We start from the raw sequence: 15,187 nt of genomic DNA, 5'->3' as shown, positions 1-15,187 counted from the left end.
GTAACTACCAAAACGGCGCACAGGGGCCGAAGGCCCTACAGAACTATGTTCACCATCTTGCCCGGCACAACGATCACCTTGCGCGGTGCGTTGCCCTCGAGCAGAGCGACGATCTTCTCGTCGGCCAGCGCGATCTCCTCGACAGCCTTGCGATCGGCATCCGCCGGGACGCTGATGCGGCTACGAACCTTGCCGTTGACCTGGATCGGGTACTCGACGGTGTCTTCTACGAGCCACTTCTCCTCGACTGCCGGGAAGGGTCCGTGCGCAAGGGATTCCGTGTGACCCAGACGCGACCACAGCTCTTCCGCGAGGTGCGGCGCCAGGGGAGCGAGCATCAGCACCAACGGTTCGACAGCAGCACGCGGCGCACCGCCCGGGAACGCCTTGGTGAGGTGGTTGTTGTACTCGATCAGCTTCGCGGCCGCCGTGTTGTCGCGCAGGGCCGTGTAATCCTCGATGACACCGGAAATCGCCTTGTTGAGCGCACGCAGAGTCTCTTCACCGGGTGCTTCGTCGGTGACACGGGGCTTGCCGGTCTCCTCGTCGATGACGACGCGCCACACGCGCTGCAGGAATCGCGCAGCACCGACGACGTCCTTGGTCGCCCACGGACGCGAGGTGTCCAGCGGACCCATCGACATCTCGTACACACGCAGGGTATCCGCACCGAACTCGGCGCAGATCTCGTCCGGCGCAACGGCATTCTTCAGGCTCTTGCCCATCTTGCCGTACTCGCGGTTGACCTCGGCGCCCTCGTAGAAGAACTTGCCGTCACGCTCGACGACCTCTTCTGCGGGCACGTAGACGCCACGGGCATCGGTGTACGCGAATGCCTGGATGTAGCCCTGGTTGTACAGGCGGCGGTACGGCTCGCTCGAGGACACGTAGCCCAGGTCGAACAGAACCTTGTGCCAGAAGCGCGAGTACAGCAGGTGCAGCACCGCATGCTCGACGCCGCCGACGTAGAGGTCGACTCCACCGGGATCGTTGGGGCCGTGCAGTTCCGGACGCGGGCCCGTCCAGTACGCCTCGTTCTGCGGGTCGCAGAAGGCGTCCTGGTTGGTGGGGTCGATGTAGCGCAGCTGGTACCACGAACTGCCAGCCCACTGCGGCATGACGTTGGTGTCGCGGTGGTACGTCTGCAGACCATCGCCGAGATCGAGCTCGACGTTGACCCAGTCGGTCGCCTTGTTCAGCGGGGGAGAGGGCTCGGAGTTGGCATCGTCCGGATCGAAGGACACCGGCGCGTAGTCCTCGACCTCCGGAAGCACCACGGGCAGAGCCGAATCCGGCAGAGCGTGTGCGTTGCCGTCCGCGTCGTAGACGATCGGGAAAGGCTCGCCCCAGTAACGCTGACGCGCGAAGAGCCAGTCGCGCAGCTTGTACTGGATGGTGCCCTTGCCCTGCCCGCTCTCCTCGAGGCGGCTGATGACGGTCGCCTTGGCCTCGGCCACGTCCAGACCGTCGAGGTAGTCGGAGTTCACCAGCGGGCCGTCACCGGAGTACGCAGCCTCCGAAACATCGCCACCGGCAATAACTTCGAGAATGTCCAGACCGAACGCGTTCGCGAACTCCCAGTCACGGTGATCGTGTCCCGGAACTGCCATGATCGCGCCGGTTCCGTAGCCCGTCAGAACGTAATCGGCGATGAAAATCGGAACCTTGTGTCCGTTAACCGGATTGACCGCGTAGGAACCGAGGAAGACGCCCGTCTTCTCCTTGTTTTCCTGGCGCTCCAGGTCGGTCTTGGCGGCAATCGACTTACGGTATGCAGCAACAGCTTCCGCCGGAGTTGTGGCACCGCCAGTCCAGCGCGCGTCGACACCTTCGGGCCACTCGTCCGCGACGAGCTTGTCCACCAAGTCGTGCTCAGGAGCCAGCGTCACATAGGTGGCGCCGAACAGCGTGTCCGGACGGGTAGTGAACACATCGACGCCGTACTCGCCTGCGGCAAAGGTAACTTCGGCACCGTAGGAGCGTCCGATCCAGTTGCGCTGCATGGCCTTGACCTTGTCCGGCCAATCCAGGTACTCGAGGTCGTCGACCAGGCGGTCGGAGTACGCGGTGATGCGCATCATCCACTGCTGGAGGTGCTTACGGAAGACAGGGAAGTTTCCGCGGTCACTACGACCGTCGGCGGTGACCTCCTCGTTGGCCAGCACCGTACCCAAACCGGGGCACCAGTTGACCATCGAATCCGACTGGTAGACAAGGCGGTACGAGTCCAGAACCTTGGCCTTCGCGGCCACGTCCAACGAAGCCCACTCGCGTCCGTCTTCCAGAGCGCGCTCACCGGAATCGAACTCGGCTTCCAATTCGGAGATACGACGCGCCTTGCCGGCTTCCTTGTCGTACCAGGCGCCATGGATCTGCAGGAAGATCCACTGCGTCCAGTGGTAGAAGTCGACATCCGTCGTCGCGAGGCTACGACGCTCGTCGTGGCCCAGACCCAGGCGTCGCAACTGGCGCTTCATGTTGGCGATGTTGGACTCGGTGGTGGTCCGCGGGTGGGTACCCGTCTGCACCGCGTACTGCTCGGCCGGGAGCCCGAAGGCGTCGTAGCCGAGGGTGTGCAGGACATTGCGGCCCTGCATGCGATGGAAGCGCGCGAAGACGTCCGTAGCGATGTATCCGAGCGGGTGACCGACGTGCAGGCCCGAACCCGAGGGGTACGGGAACATGTCCTGAACGAAGAGCTTGTCGGCGGGAACACCGTCGGGCGAGGAGAGCGGACCGACCGGATTGGGCGCGTTGAACGTGCCGTCCTCACTCCAGCGGTCCTGCCAGTGCTGCTCGATCTGGCCGGCGAGCTCCGCGGTGTAGCGGTGCTGCGGAGTTGCGTCGGCTGGTGAATCGGGGGACTGCGGAGACTCGGTCACTGTGGTCGCTATCTACTTGGCTGACGGAAATACCGATAACCAGGGTAGAGCCTGCGCGACCCGGGCATACCATCAACTCCACCCGCGCCTATCCTGTATGGGTGATCGTTGTCGCTGTGGTGCTATTCGTGCTCGCTGTCGCCGTCGGTGGAGTTGGTGTCGCCGGTCTGATCGGCAAACTCCCGCGCAACCGCTGGGCCGGTGTCCGCACCGAGGATTCCCTGCGGAGCGAGGAGTCGTTCGCCCTCGCCAACAAGGTGGCCGGTCCGACCATGCTCGCGGCCGCTGGGATGTTGGTCATCGGCGGAGTCGCAGCACTGACCATCGGCGGAGTCTTCGGCATTGCCGTCGCGATCATCGCCGTCGTCGTCGCCGTCCTCACTGCCGGTTTCGGTGGAAGCATCGGCACCCGCGCGGCCGCCGCGCTCCCACAGCAGAGCGGATGCGGTAACGACTGCAACTGCGGCGGCCACTCCGAGCCTGCCGCAGACGAGCCGGTGGCGGAGACCCCCGAGGCCAAGGCGAACGCTGCCGCTTGCGGTACCGCTTCCTGCGGTGCCTGCGCGCTCAAGGATGCTTGCCAGCCGGCTCATTGATTCACGTGAAACATCGCGTGATCGACCCGGCCGGGGTCGTATTCGGGCTAGTGGTTCCGCTGCTGTGTGCGGTCTTCGGCTTCGTCCTGACCAAGATTTGGGAGCCTCGCCTCCCGGAACAGATCGCAACTCACTGGACCACCACCTCGCCGGACGGCTTCTCCACCCCGTCGGCCAACGCATGGACGATTGCACTTCTGATCCTGCTTTTCGGTGGCGGTCTCAGCGCGATTGCCGCTCTTGCACCCGCGATGTTGATGATGCGCCGCTTCATGTTGGTCGTCGGGCTGAGCGTGGTCGGGCTCATCACGAGCGTGAACTTCGCATTGCTCTACAACCAACTCGATGTCGCCGATCCGTCCACGACGTCACTCCCGCTGTGGTCTATCGGTGTCGGCTTTGGCGTGGGCGGGGTGCTGGGGTGGATCGGCGCCTCGTTCCTGCGTGACTACCGCGTCCACGCGGTTGCCGCGACCACACCCTCGGCTGGGTTGCCGCGAAGCAGCGGCGCTCTACCCATCTCCGACGACGTCGGATTCAGCGCCAAGGGGTCGGTGATCCTCACGGCGATCACTCTGTCGCCCGGAGTTGTCATGGCACTGGGGACACGGTCACTCTGGCCGCTGTTCATCTTCGGGGCACTCGGCCTGCTCATCGTCAGCCTGGTTCGCTTCAGGGTGATCGTCGACGACCGGGAGATCCGGGTGATCAACATGGGGATGGCTGCGATGACCTACGGCATTGACGAAGTTGTCGGAGCCGACGTCGCGGAGATCAAACCGTTCGCGGACTTCGGCGGCTGGGGACTCAAGGCCAAGGGTCGTCGCAACTACGGCGTCGTCACCCGCACCGGACCCGCGGTGGTCATCACGTTCGCCGGTGGCGACCGACTCACGATCACGACGCCGAAAGCCGAAGACATCGCCGGGTCCCTCAACCGATTGGCCGACGCCCCGACTCGGTAACCGCCGAGCCTGAACCGATCGCTTCCTCAGTCTTCTCGAGATACCCGCACGCCGCCGCCCTGGCTTTGGTGACATCTCGTTCGGCAATGGCTTCGGCAACTCCCTGATGATGTGCCGACGTCAGCGACGGCGGATGCACCCCTTCGGTCACCTCGTACGTGGCGCGGACGGTTTCTAGGATTCCGGCAAACAGATCTTTCAGCACAGGATTGTGGGCAGCATCGACGACGGCAATGTGAAACGCGAGATCGGCGTCGACGAAGTTCTCGGCCCGGACGTCACGCTTGGCGGCCAGCTCACGAAGTATCCGGACGTCGTCGTCGCTGCGGCGCTCACACGCCAAGCGAACTGCTTCCATCTCGAGCGCACGACGCACTTCGAAGACGTATTTCATCTCGTCGACGGACGCGTGTTTGCCGAGCAGTCCGCCGATGTCGGTCCGAGCGCGCACGAAGGTCCCCGATCCTCGACGGATCTCCAGGACTCCCGTCGAGGTCAATGTCTTGATCGCTTCTCGCACGGTGTTCCGGCCTACGCCCAGAACACTCATCAGCTCCGGCTCCGTCGGAACACGATTGCCGACGGTCCAGGCGCCGTCGGAGATCTGCGCGCGCATCCAGTCGAGGGATTGCTCGTACGCGGACTCCTTGCGAACAACGGTCATCTACTCATCCTCACAGCATTCGCGGCGATCATTCCACTCACCTACGATACGTAGGACGACCCATGTATTTTCGAACTCTGTCTTCAGGAGGGGCTTCCCACGTCCGCCACAGCTGTCGCCACCGAAGAACGCACACGCCGCACCAATCGACACTTCTACGGCGTGGGCTACGTCCTCACCGTGATCCTCTTGGGCGCGAACATGCCCACCTCCGTCTACGGGCTGTACCGGACCGAGTTCGGGTTCACGCCCACCATCCAGACGCTCATCTACGGCGTCTACGTCGCCGGCCTCGTTCCGGCGTTGCTGTTCTTCGGACCGCTGTCCGACGCCCTCGGCCGGCGCACCGTGCTTCTGACTGCACTCGCACTGAGCGTCGTCGGCACGCTCGTTCTGGCATTCGCCGACGCGACGGTGTGGTTGTTCGTCGGCCGTGTCGCTCAGGGAATCGCGGTGGGCGCGGCGAGTGCCGCAGGCAGTGCCGCGCTGGTGGAGCAGGAACCGAAGTTCGATCACCGACGGGCCGCGCTCGTCTCGACGGTGACGGGCGCTTTGGGCGGTGCACTCGGACCACTCGTGTCCGGTGCGATCGCCCAGTACCTTCCGCAACCTCTGCGATTGCCGTATCTGATCTTCCTCGTCGCGTTCATCCCGGCACTGATCGTGTTGCTGCTACTGCCGCGGATCGGGGACATCACACGCCCGAAGCGGTTCTTCCAGATGCCACATGTTCCCGCCGCCATCCGAGAGACGTTCTGGCTGAGCTCGCTCGCCGTCGCGCTGTCGTGGGGCGCAGTCGGGCTCTTCCAGTCGGTGGTCCCGTCATGGATGACCGACCTGCTGAACATCGACAACCTTCTACTCGGCGGTGGGGCGGCTGCGCTGGTGATGATCTGTTCGGTGATCGCGCAACTCGGCGGAAGTCGCATGGACCCGCGTACGTCCGTCACCGTCGGCCTGGGAATCCTCGCCCTCGGAATGATCGGTTTGCTCGTGGTCGACCTCGTCCCGAGCCTGGCACTGCTGAGCGTCATCACCGTCGTGGTCGGTGCCGGACACGGTCTGGCCTTTGCCGGCGGCATGAAGCGCGTCAACGCCGCCGCCCGGACCCACGCCCGCGAGAGCCACGGCGGAGTTCTGGCCGCGTTCTTCACCGTCAGCTACGCGGGACTGGCGATCCCGTCGATCATCGCGGGTATCGCCATCACGATCCAGGGAATGCAGACGGCCATCATCGAGCTGTCGATCATCGGAACGCTGCTGTGCCTGGCCGTGATGGGCTTCAACCTTCGTGGGGCTCGAGAGCCCGCCCGAGCACGCCGTTATCCTTAGCCAGGTGAAGTTTCTCAGCAGGTTCTACATCGACGGGTTCATCCTCGGCATCATCATCGCCGGCGTGCTCGGAAGTGTGTTCCCGGTATCGGGTACCGCGGAGAGCATTCTGAACTGGGCCACCAAGATCGCCATCGGCTTCCTGTTCCTGCTCTACGGCGCACGGCTCTCGCCGCAGGAGGCGTGGAAGGGCGTCAAGCACTGGCGACTGCACACCGTCGTCCTCGCGGCGACGTTCGTGCTGTTCCCACTGATCGGCCTAGCACTGCGATTCCTGTCGCCGACCCTGATCAGCGACGAGCTCTACACCGGCATCCTCTACATGTGCCTGGTTCCGTCGACGGTTCAGTCTTCGATCGCGTTCACCTCGATCGCCAAGGGGAACGTCGCGGGCGCGATCGTCAGTGCGTCGTTCTCCAACCTGATCGGCGTCTTCGTCACACCGCTGCTAGTGGTTCTGCTGATGAACACCACAGGCCAGGCGACAGTCGACTTCTCGTCGATCCTCGACATCGTCGTGCAGTTGCTGATCCCGTTCATCGTCGGTCAGCTGATCCGCCCGCTGGTGATCGGATGGCTGCAGAAGTACGCCGAACCCACCAAGTACGTCGATCGCGGATCGATCCTCCTCGTTGTCTTCGCCGCCTTCAGCGAAAGCATGAAAGAGGGAATCTGGAGCACCATCACGATCTGGCAGATCGTGATCCTCACAATCGTGTGCTGCCTGATTCTCGCGCTGGTTCTCGGCGTGACCACTCTCGCGGGGCGCAAGCTCGGGTTCGATCTTCCCGATCAGATCGTCATCATCTTCTGCGGCTCGAAGAAGTCCTTGGCAACGGGCCTACCGATGGCAGCTGTGCTGTTCGCGGGCCAGCCCGTCGGCCTGATCGTGTTGCCGCTGATGATCTTCCATCAAATCCAACTGATCGTCTGTGCTGCGATGGCGCAACGCTTCGCGAATCGGGATCCGGTCAGCGTCAACTAGCGAGCAACTCGTCTCGGGTCGCATCGACACAGCCACAACCACCCTGCAGTTGAGCACAATCGATGGACAACGCATGGCGGACCGATGCCAAGTCGACGCAGTTCACGCCGGTGCATTCGAGTGATCCGTCGGCATGTCGCAGTAGACAATCGTGGCAGTGATCGACATCCGAAACACAGTCCGCGCACTGGATCTGACGCTCAACGATCATTACTGCCACCTCTCTCGAAAACGATGACACAGGAATATCATCGACCTCCGACAGGTCAGTTCCGTTCAACCTCGATGGGGTGGCTGGCCAGCATCGCTACGGGGAGCGGTTGGCGTCGCAACACCCGTGCCCAGACGTCGACACGTGGCGGCGTCAGCACATCCGAGGGCAGTGAGCTGATCACCATCCAGTCCTCACGCTCGAGCTCCGAATCAAGCTGCCCCAGAGTCCAACCCGAGTAACCGGCAAAAATGCGGATCCCTTCGACCAGCGGAGCGATGACCGCTGGGTCCGAGTCAAGATCCACCATGACAACTTTGCCGTCCACCCGCCGCAGGCCGGCGACGCCGTCGATCCGTGCACCGTTACGAGCGATGCCCAGGCACAACGCCGAGTCACGCTTGACGGGGCCACCGATGTACAGCGCCGAAGGATGCGCGGTCAGCGGCGACCACTGCGGCAGTACGTTCTGCACGGCCGTCTCACTCGGCCGATTGACGACGACGCCCAGGCTCCCGGCGTCGTTGTGCTCGATCATGTAGATGACGGTGCGGCGAAATGCGGGTTCCGTGAGATCGGTCGACGACACCAACAAACTGCCCGGACGAACCTCCGGTTCTATCCAGGCCATTCGATCCTCGGGTTCTTCTGCGTGCGCCACAAAGACATCATCTCACCGACGACTGCATGCAGTGGAACGCAGACACAGGCGTGTTCAGGTCAGACCCGCCACATCGGCAAGTAGTGCCAGATGCCGCTCGAAAATCTCACCCGCGTCGGTGAACGTGTCGCTTCCGTACTGCCCGAAGACCTCGAAGTTCACCGAACCGAACAGAGATACCCAGACGAGAGTTGCGCGCACCGCGGCATCCGGCGGCAAGTCGGTGCCCAGTTCTTTCCGCACTCCCTCGAGGTCCGTTGCCAGCGTGACGCTCAGATCCGGGCCCTCCCGCACCGTCAGTGCGCCCGCTCGGTGGGCACCGTCGATGATCGCGATCAGCCGGGTCACGACGCGGGTGCCAGGGCCGGTGGTCTGCTCGCCCGGAGCGTCGTAACCGGGGACGGGGCTGCCGAACAACAGACCGTAGCGGGCCGGTTCCCGGATCGCCCAGCTCCGGACGGCGCGCCCGAGAGCCATGAACTGCCCGCGAAAGTCTTCTGCTGCAACGGCATCCACGGCAGCGTCTACCTCCGCGCCCAGTTCCGTGTACCCGTCCACCACCAGCAAGGTCAGCAGTTCGTCGCGACTGGCGACATAGCGGTACACCGCTGATGACACGACTCCCAGATCACGTGCGACGGCCCGCAGAGACAAGGCTGCAGCGCCGACGGCAGCAAGATGCTCGCGCCCGATCCGGGTGATGTCCTGCAGCGTCTGTTCGCGCGCCCGCTCGCGGGGAGTTCCAACCATGAGTCCATCTTGCCCCATTCCCGAGAGCAGTATCAACAAAAGAGAGCACTGCTCTTGACACCACTGGAGCGCGGGTGCATTCTTGAAAACGAGAGCAGTGCTCTCAGTTCACCCGAAACGAGAAGGAGCACACCATGTCGAACCTCGAAATCGTCACCGGAGCAGGACCCGTCGGATCCGCCGTCGCGCTACAGCTCGCCGAGCAGGGAATCAACGTCCGCATCCTGACCAGGTCCGGCAGCGGACCCGAACACCCGCTGATCGACCGTCGACGCGTCGACGTCTCGGATTCCGAGGCCCTGCGCGCCGTCAGCGAAGGCGCCACGGCCATCTACCACTGCATCCACGCCGCTTACAACGCTGCCGATTGGGAACGGGAACTCCCGGCTGCCGAGAAGGTTGTGCTCGACGCGGCCGCATCCATCGGCGCCGTCGTTGTCTTTCCCGAAAGCCTCTACGCCTACAACTCCGACACCTTGATGACCGAATCCGATCCACGCAATGCCACCGGCGGCAAGCGCGGCGTGCGCACCGCGCTGCTGCGTGCTCGCGAGGCCTCGGCAACACCCACCGTCAGCGTCGTGGCCTCGGACTTCTTCGGTCCTCGTGTCCGGACCGCTCACGCCGGCGAGCGCATGGTTCCGAAGGTCATGGCAGGTAAGAAGATTCGTGTCATCGGTTCCGCAGATCAGCCACATTCCTTCACCTACATTCCCGACCTCGCAGCAGCCATGATCGCGGCAGCACACAACCCCGAGCTTTGGAACTCCGTCCTCCACGCACCCACCGGCCCCGCACTCACTCAACGCAAAATCGCCGAGGCCTTCGCTCGCGCTGCCGGGGCGTCCCCCGCCAAGGTGGGCGTCCTGCCCGCCTGGGTGCTCGACGCCGTCGGCAAGATCAACACCGACAGCCGTGAACTCGCGGAGATGAACTACCAGTTCACCAAGCCATTCGTCATGGACTCGAGCGCCAGCGAAGTGCTGCTCGGACTCTCGCCGACGCCGCTCGATCAGGCTGCCGAAGAGACCGTCGCGTGGTGGCGCGCGGAACAGGCTCGCGCCGCTGCTGCGTGAACGTGCAGGTGGGGGCTCTTGACGCAAGAACGGAACGGGTGTTCACTTCTTGACATGGCCTATCGCCGCACTCCGGCAGTACAGGAAAGATTGGACGCCCAACGCGCCCGACTGCTCGCCGCCGCCACGACGGCAGTGGCAACTCACGGCTATGCGGGGTGTTCCATCGCCGCGGTGGCCAAGGCCGCCGGCGTCGGCACCGGGACGCTGTACCGCCATTTCGACGGCAAGGGTGAACTGTTCGCCGAAGTGTTCCAATCAGTCTGCAGCCGTGAGGTATCCGCAGCCCGGGACGCCGGAGACAACGCCCGACGGCTGGAAGGCAACCACCGCTCCGCGGTATCGGCGTCGGTTCGCACCTTCGCCGAACGTGCCATGCGTGCACCGGTTCTCGCCTATGCACTGCTCGTGGAACCGGTGGATCCTCTGGTCGACGAACAGCGGTTGATGTTTCGCGAATCGTTCCGCGATTGCCTGGCCACCGCAACTCGCTCGGCGGTCGACACCGGTGAGATACCGCCACAGGACGCCACTCTGACGGCAGCGTGCATCGTCGGGGCAATCGGTGAGGCCCTGATCCTTCCACTGCGCGGCGGCGCCACCGATCCCGCTGCGATCGACGCCATTCTCGCCTTCACCCTTCGATCGTTAGGGAGCTTCGATGACACCCACGCATGAAGTCACCAATCAGGTTCCGCCCCTGATCGATTACGACGCAGCCGAATACGCGCCGATCCTCGAGGCACTACACCGTGAAGGCGCATCGGACGCACTCGAGGAGGTTCATCGGGTAGGGCTCCGCGCCGGCAGTGCTCAGGCCCAGGAGTGGGGCGATCTGGCCGAGGAGCACCCACCCGTCCTGAGAACCCATGACCGCTACGGCAACCGAATCGACGAGGTCCGCTACGACCCCGCCTATCACCAACTCATGAGCACCGCAGTGGAATTGGGGCTGCACGGCGCTCCGTGGGTTGACCCGAATCCACACGCACACCTCGTCCGCGCCGCGAAGATGGCCGTGTGGGGTCAAACCGACGCCGGTCACGGCTGCCCCATCTCCATGACGTACGCCGTGATCCCCGCGCTGCGGCACAACGCGGGTCTGGCCGCGCAGTACGAAGCCCTCCTGACCACGCGGCACTACGATTCGGCGCTGAAAGCTCCCCTCACCAAACCCGGATTGATCGCCGGTATGTCGATGACGGAAAAGCAGGGTGGTTCGGATGTTCGTGCCGGAACCACAAGGGCAGTAACACAATCCGACGGCAGCTACCTGCTGACGGGCCACAAGTGGTTCACCTCCGCGCCGATGTCGGACGTGTTCCTCGTCCTCGCCCAGGCACCGGGTGGCCTGTCGTGCTTCTTCCTTCCTCGGGTCCTGCCGGACGGCTCGCTCAACAACATGTACCTGCAGCGCCTGAAGGACAAGTTGGGAAATCACTCCAACGCGAGCAGCGAGGTCGAGTACCGCGACGCTCTCGCATGGATGGTCGGCGAAGAAGGCCGGGGCGTGCGCACCATCATCGAGATGGTCAACATGACCCGGTTGGACTGCACGATCGGCACGGCCACCGGCATGCGTGTCGGCACCATGCAGGCAGTTCACCACGCGACGCATCGAAGTGCTTTCGGCGCCAACCTGATCGACCAACCCTTGATGCGAAACGTTCTGGCAGATCTGGCGGTGGAATCGGAAGCGTCCACCACCGTCGCGATGTGGCTGGCCGCTCTGACCGACCGCGCAACCGCAGGCGATGCCCACGCCAGTGCACTACGACGCATTTCGTTGGCCGTGAGCAAGTACTTCGTCTGCAAGCGCGGACCGATCCACGCTGCCGAGGCACTCGAGTGTCTGGGCGGAAACGGATACGTGGAGGAATCCCGGATGCCGCGCCTCTATCGCGAGGCTCCGCTGCTCTCGGTGTGGGAAGGGTCCGGCAACGTCGCGGCGCTCGACACACTGCGGGCGATGGCGAAACAACCCGAAACGCTGCAGGTGTTCTTCGACGAACTGAAACAAGCGAGTGGACTGGACAGCCACTTCGATCAGGCAGTGCGAGATCTTGAAGCGGCATTCGGCGATTTCGGCGACATCGAATATCGGGCGCGAAAGATCGTCGGTGACATGGCACTCGCGCTGCAAGCCTCGCTGCTGCTCCGCTACGGGCACCCTGCGGTGGCCGACGCGTTCTGCGCGAGTCGGCTCGGAAACAGCTGGGGGAGCGTGTTCGGAACGCTGCCGAGGGGCGTCGACGTCGCGCCGATCCTCGAGCGGGCCACCGTCAAGGTCGGCGCCTGACCCACCCACTACAGTGACCGCTTATGAACCGAGCCTCGAACCGCCGCGAGGCCTGGCAGCGCGTACTGCACACACTGCGTGAATCACCAGGCCTCGGAAGGCTGGCGCTCGTCCGCTTTTCCAGCCAGTTCGGCGACGGAATGTTCCAGGCCGCGCTCGGTGGCGCAATCCTCTTCAACCCGGAACGCGAACCCGATCCGGTGGCGATAGCGGCCGGCTTTGCCGTACTGCTCCTTCCCTATTCGGTGATCGGGCCCTTTGCCGGGGCTCTGCTGGATCGCTGGGACCGCCGACTGGTGCTCCTGTGGGCGAGCGTGCTCCGCGGGCTCTTCATCCTGACCACCGCGGTGCTGCTGGTCGCCGGCGGTGGCGACACTCTTTTGTTGACGTGTGCACTGGCTGCGATCGGAATCAGCCGCTTTGTCGGGGCAGGCGTATCCGCAGCCCTGCCGAAGGTCGTCCGACAATCGTGGCTGGTGGCCACCAATTCCGTTCTCACAACAGCTGGTTCGGTGGTGGCCGCCCTGGGCGCTTCGGCAGCGGTGGCGATCATCGGTGTGATCGGCGCGGGCGATCGAGCGTCAGGCGCAGCTGTGGCCGTCGCAGCACTGGGATCGGTAATCGCTGCCCTCGCCGCGGCCAGGTTCACCGCCCGCTCACTTGGTCCGGTGGCCGACGAAGTAGTCCGTGCCAGCGCTGTGCGTTCGGTAACAGCCGGACTGCGAACCGGTGCAACCGCTGTCTGGGAGGCGCCCGGCGTCACCACGGCAATGATCGGAATCGGAGCGCACCGCATCTGCTTCGGCATCAACACCCTCATCATGGTGCTGGTCCTACGCGACACCTCGAACGGCTCCCAATTGCCTGGAGGGATGGCCGGATTCGGCGTCGCCGTCGGCGCCACGGCAATCGGAATGTTGATCGCGGCATTGATCACACCGTTCCTGATCCCGCGGATCGGCCGCTCACGGACGATCACCTACGCCCTGGTGTGCGCGGTTCTCGTCCAACTCGTCTTCGTGACCACCCTGACTCAGGGATCGCTGCTGATCGCTGCGTTCCTGCTCGGCATCGCCGGGCAATCCGTGAAACTCAGCGGCGACGCGGCCATGCAGATCGACATCGACGACGACCGTCGTGGCCAGGTATTCGCCTTGCAGGACACCGTGTTCAACGTCGCGTTCATCGGTGCGATCGCGGCCGCGTCGACGGTGATCGCACCCGACGGCAAAAGCGTCGGCCTCGCCATTGCCGGTGCGGGTGTCTATGCCGCCGGCTTGTCAGCGGTGCTGATCAACCGCAAGAAACGAGAAACTACCCCTGCTGGGTAGCCCACCACTTCAGCAGTTCGGCTTCGGCCTCGTCACGATCGAGCGGGCCGCGATCCAGACGCAGTTCCTTGAGGAACGTCCATGCCTTGCCGACCTGCGGGCCCGCCGGGATGTTCAGCAGTTCCATGATCGCGTTACCGTCGAGGTCCGGACGCACCCGAGCAAGGTCTTCCTGCTCCGCGATGCGCGCGATCCGCTCTTCGATGTCGTCGTACGTGGCCTGCAACTGCGCAGCGCGGCGCTTGTTACGCGTGGTGCAGTCCGCCCGGACGAGCTTGTGCAGCCGGGGGAGCAGCTCGCCCGCGTCGGTGACGTACCGCCGCACGGCCGAGTCGGTCCACTGCCCCTTGCCGTAGCCGTGAAAACGCAAGTGCAGGAACACGAGCTGAGAAACATCGTCGACCATCTGCTTCGAGAACTTCAAGGCACGCATGCGCTTGCGCACCAGCTTGGCACCGACCACCTCGTGGTGGTGGAAGCTGACGCCACCGCCTGGCTCGTTGCGCTTGGTATCCGGCTTTCCGATGTCGTGAAGCAGTGCGGCCCAACGTAATACGAGGTCCGGGTCGCCTTCTTCGAGATCGATCGCCTGCTGGAGCACCGTGAGGGAGTGCTGGTAGACGTCCTTGTGCTGGTGATGCTCGTCGATCTCGAGCTTCATCTGCGGAACCTCCGGCAGCACGTACGCGGCCAGCCCGGAGTCGACCATCATGTTGATGCCGTCCACCGGGTACATGCCCAGCATCAGTTTGTTCAGCTCCACCTGCACGCGCTCGGCGGTGATTCGCTCGATCTGCGACGCCATCTCCTTGATGGCCTCGAAAACGCGATTGTTCAACGTGAAACCAAGCTGCGAGACGAACCGGGCTGCGCGCAGCATCCGCAACGGATCGTCGTTGAACGAGTTTTCCGGCGCCGACGGCGTATCGAGCTCTCCGGCCAGCAGAGCGTCCATGCCGTTCAGTGGATCGACAAAAGTGTAGGAACCGTCCGCGCCGATCTTCATGGCCATCGCGTTGACGGTGAAATCGCGGCGCACCAGATCGTCGGCCAACGTCGTGCCGTACTCGACTATCGGGTTACGCGAGACACGGTCGTAAGCGTCGGCCCGGAAGGTCGTGATCTCGATCTCTTGGCCGTGCTTGATGGCGCTGATGGTCCCGAACTCGATGCCGGTGTCCCACTGCTTGTCCACCCAGCCCTTGAGCAGAGCCTGCACCTTCTCCGGCCTGGCGTCCGTCGTGAAGTCCAGATCGCCACTGAAGCGGCCGAGAATTGCGTCGCGAACACTGCCACCCACCAGGAACAGCTCGTGACCGGCCGCAGCAAAACGCTCACCGAGCGGGTTCAACACGTCGGACAACGTGCCGAGCGTCGCAGTGGCGTCGGCAAGCAGTCGTAGGCGGCGATCAGCGTCGGAGGTAGGGACAGTCAC

Annotated in this window: 13 protein-coding genes; 8 read left to right on the top strand and 5 right to left on the bottom strand. The window is 63.9% G+C overall.

Annotated elements, in window-relative coordinates; all coding sequences use genetic code 11:
• Positions 1–35: 35 nt before the first annotated feature.
• Positions 36–2,882: a leucine--tRNA ligase gene (gene leuS, locus ACWF6P_RS02640; RefSeq protein WP_452619859.1), complete on the bottom strand. Its 2,847-nt coding sequence runs from the start codon at positions 2,880–2,882 to the stop codon at positions 36–38.
• A 101-nt stretch (positions 2,883–2,983) separates the two neighbouring features.
• Between leuS and ACWF6P_RS02635 the strand changes: the two genes are divergently transcribed.
• Positions 2,984–3,478 carry an SdpI family protein gene (locus ACWF6P_RS02635; protein ID WP_452619858.1) on the top strand — a complete coding sequence of 165 codons (495 nt, stop codon included), beginning with the start codon at positions 2,984–2,986 and terminating at the stop codon, positions 3,476–3,478.
• 5 nt (positions 3,479–3,483) lie between these two features.
• Positions 3,484–4,443 carry a DUF1648 domain-containing protein gene (locus tag ACWF6P_RS02630; protein ID WP_452619857.1) on the top strand — a complete coding sequence of 320 codons (960 nt, stop codon included), beginning with the start codon at positions 3,484–3,486 and terminating at the stop codon, positions 4,441–4,443.
• Here ACWF6P_RS02630 and ACWF6P_RS02625 read toward each other — a convergent pair.
• Positions 4,412–5,107, bottom strand: a complete 696-nt coding sequence (locus ACWF6P_RS02625) for a FadR/GntR family transcriptional regulator (protein ID WP_452619856.1) — start codon at positions 5,105–5,107, stop codon at positions 4,412–4,414. The two genes, ACWF6P_RS02630 and ACWF6P_RS02625, sit on opposite strands and share 32 nt — an antisense overlap.
• Positions 5,108–5,269: 162 nt before the next feature.
• Between ACWF6P_RS02625 and ACWF6P_RS02620 the strand changes: the two genes are divergently transcribed.
• Positions 5,270–6,439, top strand: coding sequence for an MFS transporter (locus ACWF6P_RS02620; RefSeq protein WP_452619855.1), 1,170 nt, complete (start codon positions 5,270–5,272; stop codon positions 6,437–6,439).
• Positions 6,440–6,443: 4 nt separating this feature from the next.
• Positions 6,444–7,424 (top strand): bile acid:sodium symporter family protein, encoded by a 981-nt coding sequence (locus ACWF6P_RS02615; RefSeq protein ID WP_452619854.1) that lies wholly within the window; start codon positions 6,444–6,446, stop codon positions 7,422–7,424.
• A gap of 266 nt (positions 7,425–7,690) precedes the next feature.
• Here ACWF6P_RS02615 and ACWF6P_RS02610 read toward each other — a convergent pair whose 3' ends face one another.
• Positions 7,691–8,296: a YqgE/AlgH family protein gene (locus ACWF6P_RS02610; protein WP_054831849.1), complete on the bottom strand. Its 606-nt coding sequence runs from the start codon at positions 8,294–8,296 to the stop codon at positions 7,691–7,693.
• A 54-nt stretch (positions 8,297–8,350) separates the two neighbouring features.
• Positions 8,351–9,046 carry a TetR/AcrR family transcriptional regulator gene (locus tag ACWF6P_RS02605; RefSeq protein ID WP_054826016.1) on the bottom strand — a complete coding sequence of 232 codons (696 nt, stop codon included), beginning with the start codon at positions 9,044–9,046 and terminating at the stop codon, positions 8,351–8,353.
• A gap of 134 nt (positions 9,047–9,180) precedes the next feature.
• Between ACWF6P_RS02605 and ACWF6P_RS02600 the strand changes: the two genes are divergently transcribed.
• Genes ACWF6P_RS02600 through ACWF6P_RS02585 form a run of 4 tightly spaced genes read left to right on the top strand, consistent with a single transcriptional unit; the run spans position 9,181 to position 13,752 of the window.
• Positions 9,181–10,122: an NAD-dependent epimerase/dehydratase family protein gene (locus ACWF6P_RS02600; protein WP_452619853.1), complete on the top strand. Its 942-nt coding sequence runs from the start codon at positions 9,181–9,183 to the stop codon at positions 10,120–10,122.
• Between the two features lie 54 nt (positions 10,123–10,176).
• Positions 10,177–10,800 carry a TetR/AcrR family transcriptional regulator gene (locus ACWF6P_RS02595; protein ID WP_452619852.1) on the top strand — a complete coding sequence of 208 codons (624 nt, stop codon included), beginning with the start codon at positions 10,177–10,179 and terminating at the stop codon, positions 10,798–10,800.
• Complete coding sequence (locus tag ACWF6P_RS02590) at positions 10,784–12,421, top strand: acyl-CoA dehydrogenase family protein (RefSeq protein ID WP_452619851.1); 1,638 nt, start codon at positions 10,784–10,786, stop codon at positions 12,419–12,421. Before ACWF6P_RS02595 ends, ACWF6P_RS02590 begins: the two co-directional genes overlap by 17 nt.
• Before the next feature lie 23 nt (positions 12,422–12,444).
• Positions 12,445–13,752: an MFS transporter gene (locus ACWF6P_RS02585; protein ID WP_452619850.1), complete on the top strand. Its 1,308-nt coding sequence runs from the start codon at positions 12,445–12,447 to the stop codon at positions 13,750–13,752.
• On the opposite strand, the gene ACWF6P_RS02580 is transcribed toward ACWF6P_RS02585, so the two are convergent.
• Entirely contained in the window at positions 13,736–15,187 is a 1,452-nt protein-coding gene (locus tag ACWF6P_RS02580) for a CCA tRNA nucleotidyltransferase (RefSeq protein ID WP_378541199.1), read from the bottom strand. The genes ACWF6P_RS02585 and ACWF6P_RS02580 overlap by 17 nt on opposite strands.

This window comes from Rhodococcus sp. NPDC055024, assembly GCF_053608585.1.
This window is presented reverse-complemented; position numbering and strand designations above follow the sequence as displayed.